This window comes from Enterococcus sp. AMC2644 (genome assembly GCF_058216475.1).
Genome location: NZ_CM177095.1, coordinates 846,203 through 872,258 on the forward strand (window position 1 = coordinate 846,203; position 26,056 = coordinate 872,258).

The 26,056-nt window shown below is 35.8% G+C and carries 19 protein-coding genes; 7 read left to right on the forward strand and 12 right to left on the reverse strand.

Annotation, left to right across the window (positions count from 1 at the left end; genetic code table 11):
* Nucleotides 1-17 precede the first annotated feature (17 nt).
* From allE to AC4BC5_RS04155, 5 genes are all read right to left on the reverse strand, one after another.
* Complete coding sequence (gene allE / locus AC4BC5_RS04135; RefSeq protein WP_490496913.1) at nucleotides 18-803, reverse strand: (S)-ureidoglycine aminohydrolase; 786 nt, start codon at nucleotides 801-803, stop codon at nucleotides 18-20.
* Between the two features lie 22 nt (nucleotides 804-825).
* Nucleotides 826-2,055, reverse strand: a complete 1,230-nt coding sequence (gene allC / locus AC4BC5_RS04140) for an allantoate deiminase (protein WP_490496914.1) — start codon at nucleotides 2,053-2,055, stop codon at nucleotides 826-828.
* 161 nt (nucleotides 2,056-2,216) lie between these two features.
* Entirely contained in the window at nucleotides 2,217-3,152 is a 936-nt protein-coding gene (gene arcC, locus AC4BC5_RS04145) for a carbamate kinase (RefSeq protein WP_490496915.1), read from the reverse strand.
* Entirely contained in the window at nucleotides 3,149-3,979 is an 831-nt protein-coding gene (locus AC4BC5_RS04150; RefSeq protein WP_490496916.1) for an oxamate carbamoyltransferase subunit AllH family protein, read from the reverse strand. The genes arcC and AC4BC5_RS04150 overlap by 4 nt, the downstream gene beginning before the upstream one ends.
* Entirely contained in the window at nucleotides 3,972-6,980 is a 3,009-nt protein-coding gene (locus AC4BC5_RS04155; protein WP_490496917.1) for a bifunctional FdrA/YlbE family protein, read from the reverse strand. Before AC4BC5_RS04155 ends, AC4BC5_RS04150 begins: the two co-directional genes overlap by 8 nt.
* A gap of 120 nt (nucleotides 6,981-7,100) precedes the next feature.
* On the opposite strand from AC4BC5_RS04155, the gene AC4BC5_RS04160 reads away from it, so the two are divergent.
* Complete coding sequence (locus AC4BC5_RS04160) at nucleotides 7,101-8,678, forward strand: PucR family transcriptional regulator (protein WP_490496918.1); 1,578 nt, start codon at nucleotides 7,101-7,103, stop codon at nucleotides 8,676-8,678.
* Nucleotides 8,671-9,477: an alpha/beta hydrolase gene (locus AC4BC5_RS04165; RefSeq protein ID WP_490496919.1), complete on the forward strand. Its 807-nt coding sequence runs from the start codon at nucleotides 8,671-8,673 to the stop codon at nucleotides 9,475-9,477. Before AC4BC5_RS04160 ends, AC4BC5_RS04165 begins: the two co-directional genes overlap by 8 nt.
* Nucleotides 9,478-9,612: 135 nt before the next feature.
* Here the strand turns inward: AC4BC5_RS04165 and AC4BC5_RS04170 are convergent, their stop codons facing one another.
* Entirely contained in the window at nucleotides 9,613-10,665 is a 1,053-nt protein-coding gene (locus tag AC4BC5_RS04170; RefSeq protein WP_490496920.1) for an aspartate-semialdehyde dehydrogenase, read from the reverse strand.
* 437 nt (nucleotides 10,666-11,102) lie between these two features.
* A complete protein-coding gene (locus AC4BC5_RS04175) occupies nucleotides 11,103-12,869 on the reverse strand; it encodes a glycoside hydrolase family 13 protein (RefSeq protein ID WP_490496921.1) in 1,767 nt (588 codons plus the stop codon).
* Between the two features lie 299 nt (nucleotides 12,870-13,168).
* Between AC4BC5_RS04175 and AC4BC5_RS04180 the strand changes: the two genes are divergently transcribed.
* The 3 genes from AC4BC5_RS04180 (at nucleotide 13,169) to AC4BC5_RS04190 (ending at nucleotide 16,723) form a co-directional block, all read left to right on the forward strand.
* Nucleotides 13,169-14,422 carry an extracellular solute-binding protein gene (locus AC4BC5_RS04180; RefSeq protein ID WP_490496922.1) on the forward strand — a complete coding sequence of 418 codons (1,254 nt, stop codon included), beginning with the start codon at nucleotides 13,169-13,171 and terminating at the stop codon, nucleotides 14,420-14,422.
* A gap of 73 nt (nucleotides 14,423-14,495) precedes the next feature.
* On the forward strand, nucleotides 14,496-15,845 hold the full coding sequence (locus tag AC4BC5_RS04185; protein ID WP_490496923.1) for a carbohydrate ABC transporter permease: 1,350 nt from the start codon (nucleotides 14,496-14,498) through the stop codon (nucleotides 15,843-15,845).
* A 5-nt stretch (nucleotides 15,846-15,850) separates the two neighbouring features.
* A complete protein-coding gene (locus tag AC4BC5_RS04190; RefSeq protein ID WP_490497497.1) occupies nucleotides 15,851-16,723 on the forward strand; it encodes a sugar ABC transporter permease in 873 nt (290 codons plus the stop codon).
* A gap of 178 nt (nucleotides 16,724-16,901) precedes the next feature.
* On the opposite strand, the gene AC4BC5_RS04195 is transcribed toward AC4BC5_RS04190, so the two are convergent.
* Both AC4BC5_RS04195 and AC4BC5_RS04200 read right to left on the reverse strand, forming a co-directional pair.
* Nucleotides 16,902-18,635, reverse strand: a complete 1,734-nt coding sequence (locus tag AC4BC5_RS04195) for a glycoside hydrolase family 13 protein (protein WP_490496924.1) — start codon at nucleotides 18,633-18,635, stop codon at nucleotides 16,902-16,904.
* 126 nt (nucleotides 18,636-18,761) lie between these two features.
* The gene (locus AC4BC5_RS04200) at nucleotides 18,762-19,253 is read right to left on the reverse strand and encodes a MarR family winged helix-turn-helix transcriptional regulator (protein WP_490496925.1); all 492 of its coding nucleotides are present in this window, start codon (nucleotides 19,251-19,253) and stop codon (nucleotides 18,762-18,764) included.
* A gap of 146 nt (nucleotides 19,254-19,399) precedes the next feature.
* On the opposite strand from AC4BC5_RS04200, the gene AC4BC5_RS04205 reads away from it, so the two are divergent.
* Entirely contained in the window at nucleotides 19,400-21,739 is a 2,340-nt protein-coding gene (locus tag AC4BC5_RS04205; RefSeq protein WP_490496926.1) for an ABC transporter ATP-binding protein/permease, read from the forward strand.
* A gap of 177 nt (nucleotides 21,740-21,916) precedes the next feature.
* Complete coding sequence (locus AC4BC5_RS04210; RefSeq protein WP_490496927.1) at nucleotides 21,917-22,192, forward strand: amphi-Trp domain-containing protein; 276 nt, start codon at nucleotides 21,917-21,919, stop codon at nucleotides 22,190-22,192.
* Between the two features lie 169 nt (nucleotides 22,193-22,361).
* On the opposite strand, the gene AC4BC5_RS04215 is transcribed toward AC4BC5_RS04210, so the two are convergent.
* The 3 genes from AC4BC5_RS04215 to AC4BC5_RS04225 all read right to left on the reverse strand — a co-directional run bounded on the left by AC4BC5_RS04215 (nucleotide 22,362) and on the right by AC4BC5_RS04225 (nucleotide 26,043).
* Nucleotides 22,362-23,984: an alpha-glucosidase gene (locus tag AC4BC5_RS04215; RefSeq protein ID WP_490496928.1), complete on the reverse strand. Its 1,623-nt coding sequence runs from the start codon at nucleotides 23,982-23,984 to the stop codon at nucleotides 22,362-22,364.
* Nucleotides 23,985-24,222: 238 nt separating this feature from the next.
* On the reverse strand, nucleotides 24,223-25,797 hold the full coding sequence (gene abc-f / locus AC4BC5_RS04220; protein ID WP_490496929.1) for a ribosomal protection-like ABC-F family protein: 1,575 nt from the start codon (nucleotides 25,795-25,797) through the stop codon (nucleotides 24,223-24,225).
* Between the two features lie 90 nt (nucleotides 25,798-25,887).
* A complete protein-coding gene (locus AC4BC5_RS04225) occupies nucleotides 25,888-26,043 on the reverse strand; it encodes a hypothetical protein (RefSeq protein WP_016175885.1) in 156 nt (51 codons plus the stop codon).
* Nucleotides 26,044-26,056 lie beyond the last annotated feature (13 nt).

The following is a 26,056-nucleotide window of genomic DNA, read 5'->3' on the forward strand; positions in this document are numbered from 1 at the left end:
TTATATGCTCCTCTGCCTTAAATTTCAGGATCGCGATTGCAATCTTTTGAGTACACGTAAGATAATGGTTCCCCTCGACCAACAGCATAAGCTGCTTGTTGGACATAAGCACTCATAAATATATAATCACCTTTTTCAACTGGATACCATTCATTATCTAAATTGTACATTCCTTGTCCTGAAAGCAAATAAGCACCATGTTCTTGATAATGCGTTTCAACATAACCATGGCTTGCACCAGGTTCAAATGATAAAATATGAAAGTTCATATCAAAACCAAGATCTTTAGGTAAAAAGTCCCACAATAAAACATCTTCCATCCCTTCATATTGCACGGGTTCAAGCTCTTCAATGTTACCTACCACCTTATAAGCTTCGTAGCCTTCTAATGGTTGATAACGTTTTTTATAAAGGAAAATCTCTGTGGGCTCTTCTTGAGCATTTTTCAAATACATTAATTGACTTGCAGGAAAATACGCATAACCACCACTTGTAAGTCTATGTGTTTCCTTATCATCACGAACTTCCAACGCGCCGTCAATCACGTAGACCAGTGTTTCAACACCTTCTCCACCAAAACCGCAACTGTTTTCGCCATCTTTTTTCATTGTGATAATATAATCAACAAAACTTGCTCCAATTTGTTTGGAACCTAAAATTGAGCAATCACAGTTTTCAAATCCTGGTATTACATTGTTCACTAGACCATCGTGAGGAAGAATCGCAAAATTATTCTTCTTAATCACGGCTCTCGATTGTAATAATCCATCTAAGTATCCTGTGTTGTTGTTTTTGTATCCCATACCTATTCCCTGCTTTCTACATTTATTCTTTGTATGCTAATTCATATAAAGCTTTGGCTAAAACTTTCACGCCCGCAACTAAATCCTCATGCTTCGTTTCTTCTGCCGGATTGTGGCTAATCCCTTTAATACTTGGCACAAAAATCATGGCTGACGGATAATGGGGGGCAATAATTTGTGAATCATGGCCTGCACCACTGTGCATGATTTTGTACTTCATGTTTTCTTCTTTGGCTGCTTTTTCTACAGTCGCAACAATTTCTTCATTCATTGGTACGGGAGCTTCATCCATCCATAAGTCAATAGCGATAGCTAATTGATGGTCTTTGGCAATTTTTTTCATGAACGCCTCGGCTTCTTCTGTAAACTTTTTCAAAACATCTTGGTCAGTATGACGGCAATCCATAGTAAACAAGACTTCTCCTGGTACAACATTCACGGTATTTGGTTTTGGTTCCACTTTGCCAAAGGTCACCACTAACGGGTCACCCACTTGCACTGCACGATCAATGATTTCCGAACAAATTTTAGAAAAACCGTAAACAGCATCTTTACGATAGCCCATTGGTGTTGTTCCGGCGTGGTTGGCTTCTCCTTTTAACACAATCGTATAGCGACGTTGACCAGCAATGTTATTGACAACACCAATTTGTAATTCTTCTCTTTCCAGAACATTGCCTTGCTCGATATGAATTTCAACAAAAGCGCGAATATCATTGCGTTTTGGCGTCGCTTCATCTCGAAAATCAAAACCTTGTCGTCGCATTTCATCCACAAAGTTTTTGCCTTCAAAATCAGCAATTTCTGCCACATCTGAACGTTTTGCTTCACGAACAAAATTTTTGCTTCCCCAGAAAACAGCTGGAAAACGACTTCCTTCTTCTTCTGCCATTGAAATAACCTCCAGTGAACGCAAAGGTTTACCATAGGTTTCTAATAAATATTGAATTGCTACATACGCAGCAATCACTCCGAATTGTCCATCCAATGTCCCACCATTAACTACCGTATCAATATGTGAGCCAGACAAAATGGTTTCTTCTGGGTATGTTGTACCCTCTACACGACCAAATAAATTACCAATTTCATCAAATGTGGCCGTTAAACCAGCATCGATTAGTTGGTTTTCTACATATTTTTGAGCTTCTAACCAAGAGTCTGTATAAAGAAGTCTTGTCATTCCTCCAGTTGGATCGCTCCCAATCTGTGATAGATTTTTGATATTATCTGCTAACACTTTGTCTAAATCCATGTCTGAACATCTCCTTTGTTTATTAGTATTATTGTAATCGTTTTTAATTATTTTTTCATTGTACATTTATAACAAAAACAAATGATTCATTGTGCTAATGTGCTACCTAAAAAAAAGAACTTGAAAAAAATCAAGTTCTTCTCATCCAATTTTTCATTTCATTAATCAGAAACAATGGTTGTTCCAGCATCAGTCTGGATATTTTCTAAGTTCTCAATTGATGTGATGACTGCTTTACGGTTACTAGCACCTTTCACAAAAGCTAGTGCTGCTTCGATTTTTGGCAACATACTTCCTGCCGCAAAATGCCCTTCTTGAATATAGCCTTCTGCTTCGGCAATACTAATCGTTTCCAAGGCTTTTTGATTTGGTTGATTGTAATTGATATAAATGTTATCCACACCGGTTAATAAAATTAAACGATCGGCTTGAACATTTTCTGCTAAAACTTTTGAGGTAAAATCTTTATCAATAACTGCCTCAACACCAACGTATTCCCCATCACGAATGATGACTGGAATACCGCCACCACCTGCACTAATCGTTAACACGCCACTTTGCGCCATTGTACGAATTGCCTCTTTTTCGACAATATTTTGCGGGAACGGTGAAGGAACAACTTTACGGTAACCACGACCAGAATCCTCAATAAAAGTTGAATTGTCTTTAGCTGCTTCAACTTCTGCTTCTTCTGCTGTAAAGAACGGACCAATTGGTTTTGTTGGATTTTTAAATGAAGGATCATTGATGTCAACTTCTACTTGTGTCACAACGGATGCTACTGGTTTTATTACCTTTCGTCTCGAAAATTCATTATTCAAGGCATTTTGTAACCAATAACCAATGCTACCTTGAGTCATCGCTACGCAGGAATCCAATTTTAATGCAGGATTTTTGTCGCTATCACCAGCCTTTTGTTGTAACAATAAATTGCCAACTTGAGGACCATTACCATGACAAACAACGACTTCTTCGCCTTTTTCGACAAAATCAACAATATACTTTGCTGCCTTTTTGATAAATTCTTTTTGACCAATATCGGTAGGATCTGTATCTAAAATCGCATTTCCACCTAATGCAATAACATTTAAACTCATGTTATTCTCTCCTTTTCCACGTCATCAATTGCCAACAATAATCCGTAACACAAATCATTTCCTGATGAATGACCAATTCTCATTATTTGTTGTACATCATATGTGATAACTTCTTTTTCTTCATTATTTTTCAAATCGATATACAATTGATACACTAGGGAGTTCACACAACCTTGCATGGCATACCAAATATATTCTTTACTGATATCCGTTGTAGATAACACTTGTTTTTTTAAAGCGTGAATCAAGCCAATGCTACGCGAATCTTTGCTGACATATAACATGACTAAATAGGCCACTAAAATATCATCTCCACTAGGCGTTAAGCCTTTACCACGACCAATTAAATAGCTAACAATTTCATTCCACTCACTAGAGAGAAGTTCTTTTTGACGTAATTTTGTAAAAATTTGGCGTGCATGAAAATCGATAGGTAAGCCAATTTTAGTTGCCACTTGCGCTTCTTCTAAAACAGTTTTTAATACACTTTGCTGTTCTTTTGTCAGCTGAATATTTTTTACTTGAAGTGAGACAATTTCATAGTCAGACCAGGTTATTTTTTTTATTCCTTCATGACTATAAATCGTCAATCCATTAGAAAAAACTTTTACTAAATTATCTTGTTGTAAATACGGAACAAGTGACTGATAAAATTTATCTTCTAAATAAAGACCGAAACTTGCGAGATACCCCGAATAATTTGCTACATTAATTAAACGATCACCAACTTTAAGATTAAAGGAACGATCAAAAACGCTATGGATTTTTCCCATCTTACCAAATTGGTCGATGGGAAAAATACCTTCGCTAATTTTTACGTTATTCAACGTCAATACCTAATTCTTTGGCATATGCTTCTAAGGCATTTTCAAAACATCCTAGAGGTGCACGCACTGTACCGGCGCCAACTTGACCACGACCAGCTTCTTTGTGTGCAATCCCAGTGTTGATTAATGGTGTAATCCCCGTTTCAACTACTTTACGGATGTCAATACCTAAACAAGTTCCTTTAAAGTCCCACGTTGGAATCGTAAATGTTGGATTGTGTGTGATACAAATTTTGGCCATTTCATTTGAAATATCTAAGGCATCTTGGAAACCACCGGCACCAACGAAACGTGTCACGCCAGGAGCAGCGACCATTGCCATTCCACCTACACCAACTGTTTCAGTAATTGCACTATCTCCAATATCTGGATTCCCGTCTTCCTCAGAGAAGCCAGTGAAATACAACCCTTTTGGCGTATTTACTGGTGCAGTATGCCAAGTATCGCCTGTCTCTGCAATCCGCACACCAAAGTCCACACCATTACGTGCCATAGTTGTTACAACAGTACCTTTTGTGCCTTGACGTGCGCCATCAACAATCGCTTTACTTGCTGCCATCATAATATTTAAGAAGAATTGATCCGTGTCTGATAAAAACTTAATTACTTCATATTTTTCTTTTTCAGAAATATCTAATGTTGTAATTAACGGTGCCATTTCTTTTAAGAAGTTTAAAGATGCTGCAATATTCCGTTGATGGAACTCATCTCCCATTGTAATTGAACGAGCAATCAATACATTTAAGTTCAAACCTTCTTCTGTTTTTTGCAGTGCTTTAGATAAAGTTGGTCCTAAAATATTTTGAATCCAGATTAAACGATCCACTACTTCTTGTGAGTAAGCACCAAAACGTAATACTTTTCCGATTCCTTCATTCAAGATACAGAATGCACGATTCCCTTCTGCACGATTTTCAACTACCGCCATTGGCATATTTGCTGAAGAAATCCCTCCCATTGGACCAACTGCTTGAACATGGTGGCAAGGGATAAAGCGGACTTCATCTTTTTCAAATAATTTCAACGCCTCTTCTTCAGTTGCTGCCCAACGTTCAAATAAAGCTGCACCAATACAGGCACCTTGCATAGGTTTTGTCATATTTTCCCATTTAATTGGTGGGCCTGCGTGCAGTAATGTTTTCTTCTCTTCATTTAATTCTGGAATGACCGTTTTCGCCGGAACAACATCCACTAAGAAAGGTTGGGAATTTTGCATTTTATCAATAACTTTTTGATTTTCTGTTGCAATTTGTTCTTCGTAATCTTCAAGTGCATCTAAAATGCGAATCATTTTTTTGTTTCCATTCGCACGCGGACGCCAATTGAACTGTTCAGATTGTCCACCATATTCCACGACTGATTCATTGAAACTTTGTAAGCCCACGTTAATGATACGTGGTTTTGTGTTCAATAACTCCATCACTTTTTCGCTAACCTCAGGAACTTCAATCGTTTCGCCTTCATAAGCAATAACAGCTTTATCTGCTTCCGTGAATTCAATTCCTTTCAGTAGTAGCGCTAAACGAACTGCTTTAGCATTGCTGTCTTCAACAAATACCCCTGCATCTTTTAGTCGTTTGACTGTCTCATGATAATTTTGTGGGTCTTTGGTTGTTCCGCAGACAGTTGCTACAAAATGTAAATCACGTCCATCTGCTTTGGCTGTTTGACGTGCTTCTTCAATCGTTGGTAATAAGGCACTCGCCATATCCGCATGCGCGCCATAACCAAGGACAACATCGAACAAGATGATGCCAGTCGCTTGATCTGTGGCATACTCTCTGATTTTTTGAATACGAACTTCTGGATCAATCATTGGATGTGGCTTGCCTTGTGTATAGATGTCATCGCCTAAGTCCATCACTTCGTAACCATGTGATTTCAAGACAAAGCCTTCTTTTTTCACTAAGCCCTCTAAGCCTAGTGCTTCGGAAATCAGCATGCCCGCTTCAGAAGCTAATGTCCCACCGGAATACAATCCTTTCACCACTTTCTCTTCTGGTAAAATAGGTGCCTCTGGTTTTTCAATTGCTTCTAAATAGTTGGCTTTAATCGCTTCTTCATTCGCTAAATCAACAGCAATGCGTGCTGTTTCTTCTAGTGTATGCGCTAAATAAACTTTTCCTTCATGGGCAGTTGGCTTTTCACCTAAGAAAATCGCCACTACTGGTTTAGAAATGCTTTGTAATAGTTGAACAACTTCATCACGTACTTCTTTTGCAGGTGGTTTAGAAATAACACAAATCACATCTGTTGGTTCATGATTTTCTAAAGCAACAATGGCATCTTTCATGGTAATTGCCCCAACTTTATCGCTTAAATCACGGCCGCCAGTTCCAATTGCGTGTACTACACCGCCACCTAAACGATCGACAATCGTTGTTACTTCTTGAATCCCTGTACCTGACGCACCAACCACACCAATATTCCCTGGTGATACTACGTTAGTAAATGCAACTGGGATGCTAGAAATAATGCCTGTACCACAGTCTGGCCCCATCATTAATAGGCCTTTTTCATGAGCTAATTTTTTCAAGCGTACTTCATCTTCAATTGCGATGTTATCTGTAAACGAAAAAACATGTAAATCATTTTTTAAAGCTTTTTCCATTTCAGGTGCACCATATTCACCTGGAATACTGAATAATGCTACATTTGCATCCGGTAACGCCTCTAAAGCTTCTGCCCAAGACGTAGATGCTGCTTTTGCTTCTGATCCACCTTTAGAAGATAAATCGCTTAAAAATTCATCAACGGCTGGTAGTACGTCATCCATGATGTTTTCATTATCACTATCTACAACAATCATCAAGTCGTTTGCTGAAGCTGCTTCTGCTTCTATGGTTAATAAATTAGTATTACGTAAAATATCTTTATTGGCATCTGTTCCCATCATAATTTGGCTCATTACAACATTTTCAAACTCATTGATTTTGTTTGTCAAAAGCATCAAATTGATAGAGTCTTGGTAGTTATTTTTTAAAATAACAGTATTTAACATTCTATTTCCTCCTTTTATTGCTTACATCCTTATTGTAATTTTTGTTGTTTGCGTTTACACTGGACAAAAGTCTAAACTTATTTTATATTTTTTATCCAAAAAGCGCAAAAGGAGAGAATCATGACAATTAAGGAACTTATGTCTTTAGAACTTTTTAAAACATGTAAACTTTTAACTGGAGACATTGGACTAACCAATGAAGTGGATTCTGCAATGGTATTAGAAGCTTTAGATATTGAAAATTGGAGTAAAAAAAATCAGTTAATTTTAACTTCACTGTACGCCTTCAAAGACTTACCTACTACTGACTTAATTAATTTTTTCCAAAAGATGAAAAAATTAGGTGTTAGTGGGTTAGTCGTTAAAATGGATCGATTGATAACAATTTTACCAGATTGGTTGGTCACACTTTGTTTTGAACATCAAATCCCCTTAATTAAAGTGGAACAAGAAATCAGTTATGAAAAAATCATGTTGACCATTTATGAACCTTTATTAAATCATCAAGGACACTTACTACGAACCTATTATGATGTTCGACAACGTTTTACAAAAGTCGAACGTAATATACACTCATTTGAACAAATCATGGAAACTTTTTATCAACTAATTCAATTACCTTGTATGCTTAAAATTCCAGCCTTATCATTAAACATCCATAAGGGTGCTTCTTTCGAAAAATACATGGTGCAGCAAAAAGATTATATAGAGACGAATGAATTTACAAAAAACTATTATGAACGACTCACCTTATTTTCTTCAGATGACTCACAACAAGCGATTGCCTTAAAAACTGAAATCACTACTCGCTTTGGCAGTCCATGTACGCTCATCGTTTATCAATTAACGGAAACAATCGAAGAGTCTCACATGATGATTATCGAAAATGTGATTGATATTATTCATGAACGTTTACAGATGGAATATCTTTTAAAAAAAGAACGCTATGCTCGAATGAATAACTTAGCAGATGCGATTTTACAAAATACCCCCACAAGTTCGGATGAATTAAATAGTTTACTAGAAGAAGCAAAGATGAACAAATTTCGTTATTATCAAGGAATTACTTTTTCTTCAAAAGTCGGAGAATCCACCTCTCATCACTCGGAAATTTTAACTAGGCTCTGCGCGTTGCGTTCTAACACCCTTTTCTTTGAGCATTACAATTATACGGTTATTTTGTACAATCTAGAAGAAGCAGAACAAGAAATACAAAGGGCAGAGATAAAAAAAGTAATTAATCCTGCGATACTTGAATCAGAAGAAACTATTATTTCTTTCAGTCTGGTTAAAGAAAAAGGGCAGTTAAAAGAAATTTTGCTTGAATGTCTCGATGCGATTCGTTTCAATCAACAATTCCAAATTGATCCAGTTGTTTCAATTAATGATTTAGGGATTTTCCGCTATTTTATGAGAGAAAACCAAGCCGAACAACTAGAAAAACTAGTTCCTCCACAGTTACATCTGCTATGGGAAAATCACGAGGAATTATTTCTTACCCTGTATACCTTTTTCCAAGCGGGAAGAAATTATAAAAAAACAGCAGAGACACTCTTTTTACATTCAAAAACGATTCGTTATCGTCTCAATAAAATTGAACATTTACTGAATATTGATTTGACAAATCCAATTCAATTGGTTAATTATGAGATTGGGACTTATTTACTGAAGACAAAAAGGAGCGACAAAAATGACTGAAATTCTCACGTTAAGTAACGGTTGTCAAGTCACTATAAAGAAACCTGTTACCCCAAGTGAAAAATATATGGTGTATTTACATGGTGGTGGTTTTGTATATGGTAGTAAAAACGACCTGCCACAATCTTTAGCTCAAAAATTCTTAGATACCGGTTATACAATTTTAGCTATGGATTATTTATTAGCACCAAACCATTCGTTAAAAGAAATTTTAACAGGAATTTACGATTCATTTGCTGAGGTAAAAGAGACACTCATTAAAGATGCCCCCTTTAGTTTTTGTGGCCGTTCTGCTGGTGGTTATGCGCTGTTGTCTTTAACTGCTCATTTAGTACAAACAAAGATGACTTTACCAGAGCAGCTAATAAATTTTTATGGTTATTATGATTTAACATTTATCCACACAAAACGCCACTTAACAAACACGACGATTACACCTGAAATGATTACAGGCATCAATCAGACTCAGACTGTTTGGGATGACCCTTTATTACAACGCTATTTATTGTATATGTATGGTGTACAGCAACAACAACTAAATGACTTTTATCAAGTATCTGATGAAACAATCGCTGATTTTACTATTTCGGTTGAGTTATTGAAACAATTCCCTCCTACTTTTAGCACGGCTAGTACATCCGATGCGGAGGTGCCATTTAAATATAGTAAATCTTTAAAACGCTTGATTCCTGAGTGCAAATTTATCCCTATTTATGACTTAGAACATGATTTTTTAAAGCAAGCCGAAAATGAACAAGTTCAAAAAGTTTTCAACCAACTAGTTAACTGGTTGAAATAACCTATTTAAACAACTCTAAATGATGAAATAAGGACAAAAAAATAGCCGAACTATTGTAGAGTGTTTAACTAATTACAAGTTCAACTCTAATATAGTTCGGATATTCTACTGTTAAAATCTATCTTAGACTTTTTATTAAACGCGCACTAAATCCATTTCATGTAAGGTTTCAGCGATTTGAACAGAATTCCATGCCGCACCTTTTAACAAATTATCTGAAACTACCCATAGATGGAAACCGTTATCGACATCTACGTCTTTACGAATACGACCGACAAACGTTTCTTTTTTCCCAATACTATTCAAAGCTTGTGGATAGATTTGCTGACTTGGATCATCTTCTAAAACAACACCTGGTGCAGCCGCCATCAATTCACGAATAGCTGCCACAGTCAAATCAGCTTTGGTTTCAATGTAAACAGATTCCGAATGACCACTAGCTACTGGAATACGTACACAGGTTGCTGATACTTTGATTGTGTCATCTTCCATGATTTTTTTGGTTTCACGAATCATTTTCCATTCTTCATAAGTGTATCCTTCTTCGGCAAATACATCAATTTGTGGCAAAGCATTAAATGCTAATGGATAATGTTTTTTATCTCCGCCACAAGGTAAGATATCTGCTTTTAGTTCTGCAACGGGCGTGCCATTTAGATACGCTTGTGTTTGTTCTTCTAATTCACGAATCGCACTTGCTCCAGCACCAGATACCGCTTGATAAGTCGATACAATAACACGATCTAAACCAGCTTTTTGGCGAATTGGTTCTAAAGCAACCATCATCTGAATCGTTGAGCAATTGGGATTGGCGATAATTCCTTTATGTTTTTTCAAAGCTTCTTTATTTACTTCAGGAACCACTAATGGTACTTCTGGATCCATACGAAAATGGCTGGTATTATCAACGACTACCGCGCCACGCTTCACTGCTTCTGGGGCAAATTGCTTCGAGATTCCTCCACCAGCACTAAACAAAGCGATGTCAACCTGCTCAAATGATTCTGGAACTAATTCTTCAATCACTAGTTCTTCTCCTTTGAAGGTTGCTTTTTTTCCAGCAGAGCGCTTAGATGCTAATAATTTTACCTCTTTAATAGGTAGCACAGTTTGCTCCAACATTTCGATCATTTTTGTTCCGACTGCACCAGTAGCTCCTACCACCGCAATACGATATCCTGACTCCATCTAAAACACTCCTTTAATTAATTCAACATTTTCATTATTTTATCATACTTATCAGAAAATTCTAGCATTCTATCTGAAAATTTTTGAGTCCCTTGTTAGAAACCGCTTTAATAAAAAATTTTTTTCTTATATAAAGCTTTATAAATCAAGGAAAATAACTTTGGTTTTTTCAACTAAAAATCGTTCCCCTCTTGTTTTCAAGCCCCTAAATTCATGAGAATTTTCTCATTAAAAAACGAAAAGCAATTCACTACCACTAACAACAAATCGTTCGCAACAAAATGTTTTTATTTGTGAAAACCACTATCTTTGTTCTATAATTGAGTTAAGAAGAATTTTGGGGAAGATTCTTCGCAACGTGTATAGGAAAAACTTCCTATTTAATAATCAAAGACAAAGGAAACAAGCACGATTTCGTCTTGTTTCCTTTGTCTTTTTTATTTTTGGATAAATATTGCAAAACCTTTTGGTGCAACTTCCACAGTCGTGTCAGCTACTTCAACCAAATTACTTAAGAGAACCTCTCCAGCTTTTTCAGCACGAATTTCTTGCTCCCCAGTATTAAAAATTCCCGTTAGAATTACACCATCTAACTTCCGTTCAAAAACAATGACTCCCGAATCTTCTGAAACTTGTTTCCAATGAACGCTACCTTCTGAAAGAATTTTTTGGTTTGTTTTACGTAAACCAATTAAATTTTTGATAAATTGATGCAATTTTAAATCTTGTTTTTCTTCATCCCAAATCATACATTTACGACAATCTGGATCCATTTCTCCTGTCATACCAACTTCATCACCGTAATATAGACAAGGAACACCTGGTTGAATATAGGTAAAGGCTAAGACTTGTTTCATTAACTCTTTATCTTCTTTAGTCTCAGTCAAAAGACGTGGCGTATCATGTGAGTCTAAAACATTAAATTGCATTTGATTCGTTTGGTCACGATATAGCATCAACTGATTATTCATCTCAGAAACCATTTTACTCATTGTCAATTCGTTCTTAACGAAATAACCCATAATTGCATCTGTAAACGCATAATTCATCACAGCATGGAATTCGTCACCTTGCAACCAACTTTGAGAAGAATGCCAAATTTCACCTAAAATATAGAAGTCATCTTTCGCTTCATCACATACTTGACGGAATTTTTTCCAAAAAGCATGATCAACTTCATTTGCTACATCTAAGCGCCAAGCATCAATATCAAACTCTTCAATCCAATAACGAGCAATATTTAGCAAATGTTCTTGCACTTCTGGATTAGCAGTATTTAATTTTGGCATATGAGGGGTAAAAGCAAAAACATCATAAGTAATATCGGTTGCTTCTTCAAAGAATGAACCTTCTTTATAACTTGCTGGAAATTCGTTTACATGGAACCAATCTGCATATTTTGATTTCTCGCCATTCTTCAGTACATCTTCCCATTGTGGGGATGTATCTCCCATATGATTAAAAACGGCATCCAACATAATTTTAATGCCACGTTTATGACATTCTTCAACTAACTTTTTAAATATTTCTGCATCGCCAAACGCTGGATCAATTTTCAAATAATCAATTGTATCGTATTTATGATTTGAATACGCCTCAAATAAAGGACAGAAATACAAGCCATTAATACCTAAATCTTCTAAATAATCCAAGTGATCGATAACACCTTGTAAATCTCCACCAAAGAAATCTTTGTAACTTGGATCTTTTGACCCCCAAGGTAGCGTTCCTTCTGGATCATTGTCCTTATCTCCATTGGCAAAGCGTTCTGGGAAAATTTGATACCAGACAGTTTCTTTTACCCACTCAGGCGCTTTAAAACGGTCAATTTCTTGGAAAAATGGCATTCTAAAATAATTATTAGGCATTTCCAAAAATTTATCTACCAATGGATAAACACCATGATCACCGTAAAAAACAGAAAGCCCATCCACTCCTACTAATGAGAAAGCATAAGACAAACGTTTATAAGGTGCACTTACTTCAACAAACCAATAATCATATAAATCAGTCGACATTAATAAAGTCATTCTTAATGGCTTTTTATGCCATTTTTCTTTATCCAATAAATAAGGATCTCCATGTAATAAAGAAACTTCTCGAACATCTCCTCTAGCGGTTCTTAAACGGACGTGCATAGTTTTTTCATCATATAGATAAGCAAATTCACTTTCTGGACGATGATAAATAGCTGCTGTATTCATAAAATTCATTTCTCCTTTTCAATTTTTCACTATTATTATGACACATAAGAAAAACGGTTGCAACGATTTTACAGCAATCGGTTGCATTTAATTCAACAAAACCTAATACTGCTAGCTTTTATCCTTTTAATTATTAGAAAGTTTCTGATTTTTCTCATTTTAACATCATCATTTAAATACTCTATTTATAATAAATTTATACTTTTTTTATTTTTTTGCAACATAAAGCTTGACTATTTCAGCAAACGGTTGCATAATCACATGTGTAGAAGAAATATTATTTATGGAGGAAAACAATTATGAAGACAAATTGGAAAAAGTATGTGACAACTGGCTTAATGTTAGGTAGCGCTGTATTATTAACAGCTTGCGGAGGCGGGAACTCTGATAAACAAGATGATGCAAACGCTTCATCAAATGAAGAACCTAAAGTTGAAGGAAATGTAAAACTTTGGGTAGACCGCGACTTCCTTCCTGCTTATAAAGAAATTGTTGCTGATTTTGAGAAAGAGTATCCTGATGTAAAAGTAGAATTAACAGAAGGTACTTCTACTGATGCACAAAAAGATGTTTCTAAAGATCCTAAAGCTGCTGCTGATGTATTTATGATGCCACATGACCAATTAGGGCAAATGGCTGAAGCTGGCTTAATTTATCCAAATACAAAATATGCAGATGATGTAAAAGCAAATAACGTTGACTCAGCAATCGAAGGGGCTTCATGGAAAGGCGAACTTTACGGCTACCCTTACGGTGTTGAATCACAATTTCTTTACTATAATAAATCAAAATTATCTGAGGATGATGTAAAAACTTGGGAAAGTTTAACATCTAAAGGTAAATTAGGTGCAAACTTTGGAGAAGCTGGTGCCAATTATGTCTTCGCTCCATTATTTATGAGTAACGGCTTACATTTATATGGTGAAAACGGTGAAGATCCAAAAGGAACAGATTTTAATACAGAACCAGGTGTTCAAGTAATGCAATGGATTGCTGATCAAAAAAATAATCCTGGTGTTATTCAATCAAATGCTGAAACATTAGCAAGCTTACAATCTGGTAAAATCGACGCTTTCTTATCTGGTCCGTGGTCTAAAAATGATGTAATCAAAGCCATTGGTGATGATATGGCCGTGGCTGCTTATCCAACAGTTGATTTTGGAAATGGTCCAGTTCAACAAAAAGCATTTATGGGTGTAAAACTATTTGCTGTCAACCAACAAACAGAAGCTCCTTTAGCAGCTATGGCACTAGCAGATTATATTAGCAATGAAAATTCACAACTTACTGTCTTTGAAAACAATGGAATCATTCCTTCAAACAAAGCAGCACAAGAAAGTGAATCAGTAAAATCTGATGCTGTTTCTACTGCTGTAGTTGAAATGACACAATCAACACACACTGTTGTAATGCCTAAAATTCCTGAGATTGTTTCATTCTGGCCAGCAATGGATGCTGTAATCAATGATACCTACAAAGGAAAAATCAAATCAGCTGATTATCAATCAAAATTAGACAAATTAATCAATGATGTTGGTACGCCAGCAGAATAAAAACAGGATAGTTAAGGCGAAAGAGCCCTTCTTTCGCCTTCCTTTGTAAAATAATGAAAGTGAGTGGAAGGCTATGTTTAAAAGAAAAAAATACGAACAAAAAACAACCTTTCGTGAGTTATTCAAAAAAGGCGATGCAATGACTAAATTGTCATTTATTATTATGGGATCTGCAAACTTAGCTAATAAACAATGGCTAAAAGGTTTCATCTTTCTAGGATCACAAGTTGCTTTTCTTTTTTGGTTAATTCGCAACGGATTAACAGCACTAAGTATGCTATCAACTTTAGGAACACAAGAACAAGGGTTAGTCATGGATAAGAAATTAGGAATTCCAGTCCTTCAAGAAGGCGACAACTCGATGCTCATTTTACTTTTCGGTATTGCAGCTCTTTTACTCTGTGTTTTAATGATTGTTCTTTATATCGTGAATCTAAAAAGTGCGCGTCACCTTTATGATTTAAAACAAGATGGTCAAAAAGCACCTACCACAATGCAAGATTTATCTAGTTTGTTAAACGAGCGTTTCCATGCAACTTTGATGACAGTGCCATTATTAGGTGTTTTATTCTTTACAATTTTACCATTAATTTATATGGTTTCTATCGCATTTACGAACTACGATCACAATCATCTACCACCGAAAAACTTATTTACGTGGGTTGGCTTTTCAAATTTCGCAAATGTCTTAAATGGGAAAATGGCAGCTACCTTCTTCCCTGTTCTTAGTTGGACCTTAATTTGGGCAGTCATTGCAACGACTACTTGTTTCTTCTTTGGGGTTTTATTAGCTTTATTAATCAACAGAAAAGGTATTAAATTCAAAGGACTTTGGCGAACAATTTTCGTAATTACCTTAGCTGTGCCACAATTCGTTTCATTGTTAATTATGCGCAACTTATTAAACGGTGCGGGTCCGATTAATGCTATGTTGATGAGTTGGGGATTAATCGATACAGCGATTCCTTTTTTAACTGATCCATTATGGGCGAAAATTTCTGTTATCTTTGTAAATATGTGGATTGGTTTACCAGCAACAATGTTAGTTTCTACAGGGATTATTCAAAACTTACCTGAAGATCAAATTGAAGCAGCTCGGATTGATGGTGCGAATGCCTTTCAAATTTTTAGAAATATTACATTCCCACAAATTTTGTTCGTTATGACACCTGCACTTATTCAACAATTTATTGGAAATATCAATAACTTTAATGTGATTTTCCTATTAACAGGTGGCGGTCCAACAAATTCTGACTTCTACGGAGCAGGATCAACTGACTTACTAGTTACTTGGTTGTACAATTTAACTTTGAATACAATGGACTATAATTTAGCTTCAGTTATCGGTATTTTAATCTTTATCCTCTCTGCAGTATTTAGTTTAATTGCCTACACTCGAACAAATTCATTTAAGGAGGGCTAATGACTATGGAAGCACAAAAGAAAAATAAAAGTTACAAATCCAGTCAACGAATGTCTTTAACTGGAAGTTATATCTTGTTAATCGTCATGTCTATTGTCTGGATGTTCCCGATTGCTTGGATTGTACTATCGAGTTTTCGTGCAGAAGGTGGCGCGTTCGTTCCTTATATCATCCCTAAATCATTTACATTAGACAACTATAAAATTTTATTAAGTAATACCACTGGAAGTTTCCCATTTGTCCGTTGGTTCTTAAATACTTTGTATGTCGCAACAATTAGTTGTATCCTATCAACTTTCATTACTATTGCGATGGCTTACGCACTTTCTCGTTTGCGTTTTAGAATGCGTAAACCAATTTTGAAAATTGCGTTAGTATTGAACATGTTCCCTGGTTTTATGAGTATGTTTGCGATTTATTACATTTTGAAAGCTTTAGATTTAACCCAAACAAAATTTGCGTTAATTTTAGTTTATTCTGCTGGTGCAGCACTTGGATTTTATATTGCTAAAGGCTTCTTTGATACCATTCCAATGGCATTAGATGAATCTGCGATGATTGACGGTGCAAATAAATGGCAAATTTTCACTAAGATTACCTTACCTTTATCTAAACCAATGATTGTTTATACATCTTTAATGGCATTTATGGGACCTTGGATGGACTTCATCTTTGCCAAAGTAATTATGGGTGATAAAGTCGAAAACTATACTGTAGCAATTGGGCTATTCTCAATGATGACAAAAACAACAGCCAACTCATTGTTTATGGCGTTTACCGCTGGTTGTGTCTTAATCGCTATCCCAATTACGATTCTATTTATCTTCATGCAACGCTTCTATGTTGCTGGAATCACTTCTGGTTCAGTAAAAGAATAAGCTTTTGGGTCTGTGATATAAGTAGATTGACCGTAAAATATCCGAATAATAGAAGATTACTCCTTGATTTGGTGTAAATATTCTATTATTCGGATATTTTTGTCTTTTTTCCTTATATCACAGGCCTATTTTTTATATGTAAACAAGGCATGCCCACTACACTGAGCATGCCTTGTTACTAGGATTTTTTCAAAATCAAATAACTGTATTCGTTTAATTCCAGTTGTTTATCTAAGCTATATATTTTTTGTTGGATTAAATCAATAACTTTTTGTTGTTGCAGTTCTAGAGGCAAGTCAACTTTATTCGTGCCTTTTGTATTAAAGATAAAATAAATCGTTTCGTCGATAGAATATTTCTTAAAGATGATGGTATTGGTTGTAACACTTAAAAACTCATATTCTCCTGCATAACCAATGGTCGGATACGCTTTTCGCAATTGTGCTAATTGAGCAATATTACTAGTCGGTTCCACTTCCCAATTCATGCAACGACGATTGTCAGGATCGTCCACTCCTTGCAGATAAATTTCACTTCCATAGTAAAAACAAATCGACCCTGGTGTTGTTGCCAGCAACGCAAAACACATATCGACTTTTCGCAGATTATTTTGTGCGCTCGTCATAATTCTTGGTGTATCATGACTATCCAATAAAGTCATCATCCCCAAATTTTGGTTTTTTGGATAACGTGTATACGCATGAACAAATTGCTCCAGAAAATCATGACCATTAATTCGTTCGGTCGCAATCCATTCTTGGATTGGTTTAGCTAACGGATAATTCATCACTCCATCAAATTGATCCCCATTTAACCAAGCCTGACTATCATGCCACAGTTCGCCACAAATGTAGATATCAGACTTCACTTCTTTGACTGATTTTCGGAATATTTGCCAAAATTGATGATCGACTTCATTGGCGACATCCAAACGCCAACCATCAATATCTACTTCTAAAATCCAATACTGAGCTACACGAATCAAATAATCAATCACAGCTGGATGACTTGTGTTTAGTTTTGGCATGTGAGGAGAAAAATTCAAATAGTTTTCTCCTTCAAAATAAAACCAATCATAATAGTTAGATGCAGCCCCTTTTTCTTGCGCATCTTTAAATTGATACGAGGTCCAACCAATATGGTTAAACACAGCATCTAACATAATCCGAATCCCTAATCGATGAGCTTTGTTCACTAGTTCTCGTAAATCTTCTTTCGTACCAAAATGTGGGTCAATTTCAAAATAGTCTTCAGTGTCATATTTATGTGAAGTTGGCGATTTAAAAATTGGCGTTAAATAAATACCAGAAATACCTAAATCAGCCAGGTAGGGTAATTTTTGAATAATTCCCCGTAAATCACCTCCATAAAACTCAAATTCTCCTAAAACAGCAGTTGTAGTCGTTGTCCAAGGATGTTTTCCTTCTGGATCATTGGCTGCATCGCCATTGGCAAAACGTTCAGGAAAAATTTGATACCAGACCGTTTCCTTGACCCATGATGGTGCTGCAAAGATATCATTTTCATGGATATAAGGAAATGAAAAGTAGCTATTAATATCATTTTTAATGAAGTCATCTTCAGGTGAAAAGAAACCACGTTCAGTAAATAAAACTTGTGCCTTTCCATCATCTAATAAAAAGCCATATCTAGCTTTCAAATTTTTTGGTTTTGCTTCAACAAACCAATAATCAAATAATTCAGTTGAGAATTCCTTGCGCATCGGTAGTTGTTTTTTTTGCCACATCCATACGCCTTGTTCATTCGGCAGCCAGCCATCTTCATGGTCGATTAAAAGAGTGACCTTAAGTAAATCATCACGCTTACTTCGCAAACGAAAATGAAGTGTTTGTTGATCGTAAGCATACGCATAATTACTTTTAGTTTTGTGCAAAATCGCTTGTCTCTCCACATTATTCCTCCTAAAACTTAATTAATCCTACCTCTATTATGCAATCGTTTGCATTTATAATCAATACTTATATAAAGTATTTTTAAAAAATAAAAAAGCAATCGGTTGCAAATAAAAAAACCAAAGCTACTTCTCATCCCCTAGCTCTGGTTTGTGACATCTCGAGATATTCATTTGTTTATATTTAGCTAGAACTTCCAACGCCCCCACCAAATGATTCGTAACAGTTTGATAATCTTCTGGCATTAAGACAGAAAACGTATCTGCTAGTTTCTGTTTCACTTGCTCTTCTTTTTGCGCAAATAACGTCTTACCTCCTTGAGTGGTAAAAACATTTACGATACGACGATTTCGTTGATTATGTTCTCGTTGAACAATTTGGCGTTTTTCCAAGTTAGTGATTGACCGACTAATTTGCACTTTAGACGTACCAACCTGTTGTGCTAATTCTGTCATGGAAATGCCTTCATTTGTTGCCACAATTAAAATAATAAGCATTTCTATTTTGGTGAGCTTTAAATCTTCTAAATCCATTTCAAGATCTTGGAAAACCAACTGACTCATAAAAGAAAAAATATCTGTAAATACCGAAATATCTAGCTCTGATCGTTGCTTCATCCTGATTCCCTCATTTCCACTTTAGTGTAAATGATTTTTAAAGAATTATCAATTGTTGATTGTTGATTTTTGTTAACTGTTATGATACCGTTAAAAATGAATTTAGTTAGAGTTGTTGGTAAATTAAAATAGAGAAGAGTGTCGCAATGTTAGAACTAAAAGATATCAAAAAGCACTACAAAGTCGGTACCACTACGACAAAGGCCTTAGATGGTGTATCCGTTGCTTTTCGTAAACAAGAATTCGTTGCTATTTTAGGGCCAAGTGGTTCTGGAAAAACGACTATGTTAAACGTCATCGGTGGTTTAGATAATTATGATTCTGGAGATATGATTATTAATGGTAAATCAACTAAAACCTTTAAAGATCGTGATTGGGATGCCTATCGTAATAATTCCATTGGTTTTATCTTCCAAAGTTACAACTTAATTAGTCACCAAGGAATCATTGACAACGTCGAATTAGGAATGACTTTAAGTGGTATTTCTAAAGCAGAACGTCGAGCAAAAGCAGAAGATGCTTTACAACGTGTTGGTTTAGGCGATCATATGAATAAAAAACCAAATCAACTATCTGGTGGACAAATGCAACGTGTAGCTATTGCGCGCGCATTAGCAAATGATCCAGATATTTTGCTTTGTGATGAGCCTACAGGGGCCTTAGATTCAGAAACCAGTCTACAAATCATGGAATTAATTCAAGAATTATCCAAAGAAAAATTAGTGGTTATGGTTACTCATAATCCTGAATTAGCTCATCAATATGCTGATCGAATTATTGAGTTCTCAGATGGAAAAATTCAAAATGATTCCCACCCACATATTGAAGGTAAAAAGAAAGACGAATTTAATTTAAAACATACTAAAATGAAATTCATGACAGCCTTACGTTTATCCTTCAATAACATCCGTACAAAAAAGGGACGAACATTCTTAACCTCATTTGCCTCAAGTATCGGCATTATCGGGATTGCGATTGTCTTGTCTTTATCGACCGGTTTCCAAAAACAAATTGATAAAACACAATCTGAGACCTTATCACAGTTTCCTATCACTATTTCGCAAGTGACTACCGATCAAGATCCAGCAAGTTTTGAAAACCGCTCAATGAAAGGTGACTTTCCGACTGAAAAAGAAGTCACAGCTAAAATTAGTGATGCCGATCGTGCACAACATACGAATAAACTGGACAAAACATATGTCGATTATATTGAAAATATCGACCCTGAATTAAGTAATAATATTGGTTACACACGTTTAGTTAATATGAATTTATTGCGTGAAATTGATGGCAAACCTGAAATGGTCAAATTCTCAAACGATGCCGCAGATAGCCAAACAGCTTCCATGATGTCTATGATGGCTGCACAAACTGGCATGGGCGTGTCTTCTTTTCCACAACAATTGGATAAAGATAAAGGAAACTTCCTAAAAGACAATTATTCGTTACTTGAAGGAGACTACCCTGAAAATGCGAACGACGTTGTTTTAATTGTGGATAGTAATAATACAACGAATGTCAACGCCTTGAAAAATTTAGGTTTCGATGTCAAAGATGGTGAAAAAATACCATTTTCAGAGATTGTTGGTACAACGGTCAAACTTGCCTATAATGACGCATTTTATACCGAACTACCTACTGGTAACTTTATTCCTAATCAAGATTTAGCAGCGGTCTACGACAATAGTGCAAATGAAGAATTAACGATTACTGGCGTTTTACGTATCAAAGATTCTTCAACAATGGACTTACTCGCACCAGGTATTGCGTATAGTGATACATTAGCCCAAAAAATCATTGAGAAAAATCGTACCTCTGCAATTGTCAAAGCACAAGAAGATAGTGCGACAAATGTTATGACGAACGAACAATTAGATGAAACTGCCAAAGATAATTTTTTGAATTATTTAGGTGCCAGCGCTACCCCTTATAGCATTATGATTTATCCAAATGATTTCAAATCAAAAGATCAAGTCTTAGATTATTTAGATGCGTATAATAAAGGAAAAAGTAAAGAAGACAAAATCATTTATAGTGATTTAGCTGGCACAATGACCCAATTAACAGGTGGCTTAATGGATGCTATTACGTATGTCCTAATCGCTTTTGCAGGTATTTCACTCGTTACAAGTATGATTATGATTGGAATTATCACCTACACTTCTGTACTCGAACGTACTAAAGAAATTGGGGTCTTAAAAGCCTTAGGTGCCCGCAAAAAAGATATTACTCGTGTCTTTGATGCTGAAACAGCTATCTTAGGCGTTGCATCTGGTGCTTTAGGTGTCGCAATTGCTTATTTAGCAACCTTCCCAATCAACGCTTTATTATATAATTTAACTGAATTAGAAAATATTGCCACATTAAATCCAGTTCATGGATTAGTTTTAATTATTGTTAGTACGATTTTAACAATGATCGGCGGACATATCCCTGCACGTATGGCAGCCAAAAAAGATGCCGCAATCGCTTTGCGTGCTGATTAATCAACAAAACTGTCATATAAAAACAGTCTAACACTAAAATACCCGAACTAGCGTGAGATAGCTTTCTGTTTAACGAAGCTCTACTCATAATAGTTTGGGTATTTTTCTTTTAATAAAGCTATGACAAGTGTTATTAAGTTATACTAGAAGTAACAATTACACAAGGAGGTTTTTAACATGCGTGAACCAAAACCAATGACAGAAATATTGATTGACCATGAAGAAAAACAGTCACTTGTTGCCTTTGCTACGACATTAGAAACAATTGCTAAAAAATTAAAAGAGCCAGGAACCTTCCAGTTTGTTCAAGGGACTCAAACGATTCCCGTCACACCCAGTCAGGAGCTAAAAGTTGAATATAAATATACTAAAAAAGCCGATAAACATTCCTTTGAAATTGAATTTGATTGGTATGAAGGTCGAAAAGAGCCGCCTACAATGTCCATTGAGTGATACTTTTTCACGACTGTGGCAACATTCATTTAACTAAGAAAAAAGCGAGCTGCCTGCTCTCGAACAATGAACAACTATTTTTTCGTATAAAATAGCTTAAAACATTTCATTACAGTTAATAAAAAAGAGTAAGAGATAGAAGAAAAATGAATTTTCTTCTATCTCTTACTTATTTTCTATACAAGCGTGCTTCATAAGGTCGCAAGCAGTCTATTAAACTATCCTCATAATTTGCTAAAATGATTTCTTGATTTTTTAGCGTTAACAAATAATCACAAGTAGACTCAGTTTCACCTAAATTAACCACGATGGTAAAGCAAGCATTCTCATCTTTTCTTTCATAACAGAAAAGATAATCACTATTCGTTTCAATATAATGGAATTCTCCGTTAATAAATGTTGTATTTTCTTTACGCAAAGCAATTAATTGCTTGTAAAAGTGATAAATAGAAGCCTCATGACGTTGTTCTTCCACGACATTCAACCAATTTTTGTTCTCATTAATAGCTAACCAAGGTTCTTTATCTGAAAAACCAGCAAAGGTTGATGCGTCCCATTGCATTGGTGTCCGTGCATTGTCACGAGTGGTTCCTGAGATAACTTGCATCGCTTCTTCTACTGTCGCACCGGTCTCAATTAAGCTTTCATATAGATTGCGTGAATCGACTGCATCAACTTGCTCAATACTTTCGAATTGATTGTTAATCATTCCGATTTCTTGCCCTTGGTAAATAAATGGTGTCCCTTGCAATAACATAAAACTCATCGCCAAAGCTTTGCCAGAAAGCGTCCGATAAGCGAAAGAATCATTACCAAATGCGGAAATACTACGAGGAACATCGTGGTTTTCCATGTATAACGCATTCCAACCACGCCCATCTGCTAATGATTCTTGCCAACGCACCAATGCATGTTTGAATGAACGCAAATCAATGCCTTCATCGTTTCGTGTACGCCATAAATCGATATGCTCAAATTCAAAAATCATATCAAAATAACCATTTTCACCGACCCATGCTGTCGCCTCTTCGGCAGTAACGCCATTTGCCTCACCGACTGACATCACTTGATGTTTTTTCAATACTGCACTTAATTCTTTCAAGTACACATCGATACCTTCAATATTTTTATAATTGCCATTCACATCTGCAAAATCAAACGGTCGGTGCCACACATCTTTTTTAATATGAGAAATGGCATCAATTCGGAACCCATCAATCCCTTGCGCAATCCACCATTCAATCATAGCGAATATTTTTTGACGCATCGCTGGTGAATCCCAATTCAAATCAGGTTGTTCTTTGGCGAAGGCATGAAAATAATATTCTCCACGTTCCTCATCGTATTCCCAAACCGAACCACCAAAAATCGCATGCCAATCATTCGGTTCTTTCCCATTAACAGGCGGATGCCAAATATAAAAATCACGGTAATCATTATTGCCACCTTTTCGTGATTCCTGAAACCAATGATGCTGATTGGACGTGTGGTTAATCACCAAATCCATAATAATTTTAATATCTAACGCATGGGCTTCTTTGACTAATGATTGGAACTCTTCCATCGTACCAAAATCTTCAGAAATCGCGCAGTAGTCTGAAATATCATAGCCATTATCAACGTTAGGCGATTCATAAATCGGGGTAATCCAAACGAAATCAATGCCTAAATCTTTTAAATAAGTCAGTTTTTCACGGATACCATTAATATCACCTAACCCATCATGATTGGTATCTTTAAAACTTCTTGGATATATTTGATAGCCAATTGCTTCTTGCCACCATTTACTCATGTATTCCTCTCCTTTCATCTACTCCTATTATACGGAAACGGTTTCCAAAATGTAATGATTTTCTTAAAAAAATGGGGCTGTGACATAAGAAAAAACAAGACGAAAATAACCGAACAAAATAGCATGAGTTACGCTAAATCAAGGTGAATTGCAACGAGGACCAACTGGACCACAGAAGCCACCTTCTATTGTTCGGATATTTCACGGTCAATCTACTTATGTCACCGGCCCATTCTGTTTAATTCTCTAATGGTACTTTTTGAATCTGCTCGTTAGTAATTTCTAAAATTGTTTCGAAATTTTTCTTTAGAAAATAACGATCATGCGTTACGGCTAAAATAGTTCCAGAAAAATCTGCTAGTAACCTTTCAATTTCTTCACGAACATATATATCTAAGTGATTCGTGGGTTCATCTAAAATCAGAAAATTAATTTTTTGTTGTAATAATTTCATTAAATACAAGCGGACTTGTTCTCCACCAGATAGATCACCAAGGCGTTTTGCAACATCTTCGCTAAAAAATCCATATTGGGCCAATGTTTGCCTTGCTTTTTGTTCATCTCCAATAAATGTTTTTGTGTAGGCTAATAACCGTTGTTGACTATCTGGAAATATAAGTTGTTGCGGTAAATACCCTAATTTCAAACTAGCTCCATATTTAATACTGCCTTCATCTAACGATTCTTGGTTCATAATTAAACGTAATAATGTTGTTTTACCAGAACCATTTTCGCCAGTGATAGCAACACGTTCTCCACGATAAATTGCAAAAGAGCTGTCCATAAAGAGCAACTTATCCCCCGCAATTTTTCCAATTGCTTGAGCAATGACAACTTCTTTGCCTGAGCGAGAAGCTTGGTCGATACTTTTTAGACGTTTTCTAGGAGCCACAGGTGCTTTTACTAAGGTCATTTTTTCTAAACGGCGTTCGATTTCTTTCGCCTTCTTAAAGAATTTTTCGTTATCGCCTTCATTTCCCCATTGACGGTAACGATGAATCATCCGCTTTAGACGTTGGATTTCTTTTTGTTGCAATTCATAGTTCTTACTTAATTCAACCAGACGAGCTGCTTTTAAAGCGACATAGCGGCTGTAATTTCCAGGATAATCAATCGCTTGTCCGTCTTCAATTTCTACAATTCGTTGCGTCACTGCATCTAAAAAGGCACGATCATGCGAAATAACCACAAACGACTGCTTCGTGTTTTTTAAATAATTTTCTAACCATTGAATACCAACTAAATCCAAATGATTGGTTGGTTCATCCAAAAGTAATAGATCATTTTCTTGGATTAAAATCTTCGCTAATTCAACACGTACCCGTTCCCCTCCACTTAGTTGGTTTAAAGGGCTGTAACATTGTGCTGCTAGTCCCAAACCTTTCATCGTTGTGGTAATCCGATCAGTCAGTTGATAGCCGCCCAATTCTTCAAATTGTTGTTGTAAATTTCCATATACTGTTAATATCCGAGTCAAGTCGACCGTTGTTTCGGTCATTTTTGCTTCGTAATAACGTAATTGCTTTTGCAACTCATGTAAAGCGGTAAAACTATGACTAATATAATCAAAAGCCGTATCGTTCACGCTAGGTAATGTTTGGGGGATCCAACCAATTGATAAATCTTTTTTACGACTGAGAACCCCTTCGTCAATTCCTTCAGTTCCTAGTAAAATCCGTAATAAAGTGGTTTTTCCCGTACCATTTTGTCCGACTAAACCAATTTTCTCATTTTCATCGATATTAAGAGTTAATTCTTCAAATAGCGGGGTACCACTAAAATTTTTGCTGATCTTATTTGCTTGAATATACATATTCTTACTCCTTTAAGACCACTCAAAAAGGCCATGGGAAATCCATGACCTGTTGTTATTTTATTTATCCATTATTCTTTTACAAATAGGTTAAACATATTGAATGGTCATTGATTTTAGTTTTATTTGACTGTTTTTAGATACACTTCTCCCGTAAACGGCCATTGTAAAACCAATCGCGTGACTAAAGCTAATATGATAGCGTTGATAATTTTCAGACGATGTTATTTTAGTCATGCTTACCATTGAATACGTTCCC

Excerpts from the sequence above, each read along its gene's own strand:
- allE (WP_490496913.1), bottom strand. The coding sequence starts at position 803 with ATGGGATACAAAAACAACAACACAGGATACTTAGATGGATTATTACAA.
- allC (WP_490496914.1), bottom strand. The coding sequence starts at position 2,055 with ATGGATTTAGACAAAGTGTTAGCAGATAATATCAAAAATCTATCACAG.
- arcC (WP_490496915.1), bottom strand. The coding sequence starts at position 3,152 with ATGAGTTTAAATGTTATTGCATTAGGTGGAAATGCGATTTTAGATACA.
- AC4BC5_RS04155 (WP_490496917.1), bottom strand. The coding sequence starts at position 6,980 with ATGTTAAATACTGTTATTTTAAAAAATAACTACCAAGACTCTATCAAT.
- AC4BC5_RS04160 (WP_490496918.1), top strand. The coding sequence starts at position 7,101 with ATGACAATTAAGGAACTTATGTCTTTAGAACTTTTTAAAACATGTAAA.
- AC4BC5_RS04165 (WP_490496919.1), top strand. The coding sequence starts at position 8,671 with ATGACTGAAATTCTCACGTTAAGTAACGGTTGTCAAGTCACTATAAAG.
- AC4BC5_RS04170 (WP_490496920.1), bottom strand. The coding sequence starts at position 10,665 with ATGGAGTCAGGATATCGTATTGCGGTGGTAGGAGCTACTGGTGCAGTC.
- AC4BC5_RS04175 (WP_490496921.1), bottom strand. The coding sequence starts at position 12,869 with ATGAATACAGCAGCTATTTATCATCGTCCAGAAAGTGAATTTGCTTAT.
- AC4BC5_RS04180 (WP_490496922.1), top strand. The coding sequence starts at position 13,169 with ATGAAGACAAATTGGAAAAAGTATGTGACAACTGGCTTAATGTTAGGT.
- AC4BC5_RS04185 (WP_490496923.1), top strand. The coding sequence starts at position 14,496 with ATGTTTAAAAGAAAAAAATACGAACAAAAAACAACCTTTCGTGAGTTA.
- AC4BC5_RS04190 (WP_490497497.1), top strand. The coding sequence starts at position 15,851 with ATGGAAGCACAAAAGAAAAATAAAAGTTACAAATCCAGTCAACGAATG.
- AC4BC5_RS04200 (WP_490496925.1), bottom strand. The coding sequence starts at position 19,253 with ATGAAGCAACGATCAGAGCTAGATATTTCGGTATTTACAGATATTTTT.
- AC4BC5_RS04205 (WP_490496926.1), top strand. The coding sequence starts at position 19,400 with ATGTTAGAACTAAAAGATATCAAAAAGCACTACAAAGTCGGTACCACT.
- AC4BC5_RS04210 (WP_490496927.1), top strand. The coding sequence starts at position 21,917 with ATGCGTGAACCAAAACCAATGACAGAAATATTGATTGACCATGAAGAA.
- AC4BC5_RS04215 (WP_490496928.1), bottom strand. The coding sequence starts at position 23,984 with ATGAGTAAATGGTGGCAAGAAGCAATTGGCTATCAAATATATCCAAGA.
- abc-f (WP_490496929.1), bottom strand. The coding sequence starts at position 25,797 with ATGTATATTCAAGCAAATAAGATCAGCAAAAATTTTAGTGGTACCCCG.
- AC4BC5_RS04225 (WP_016175885.1), bottom strand. The coding sequence starts at position 26,043 with ATGGTAAGCATGACTAAAATAACATCGTCTGAAAATTATCAACGCTAT.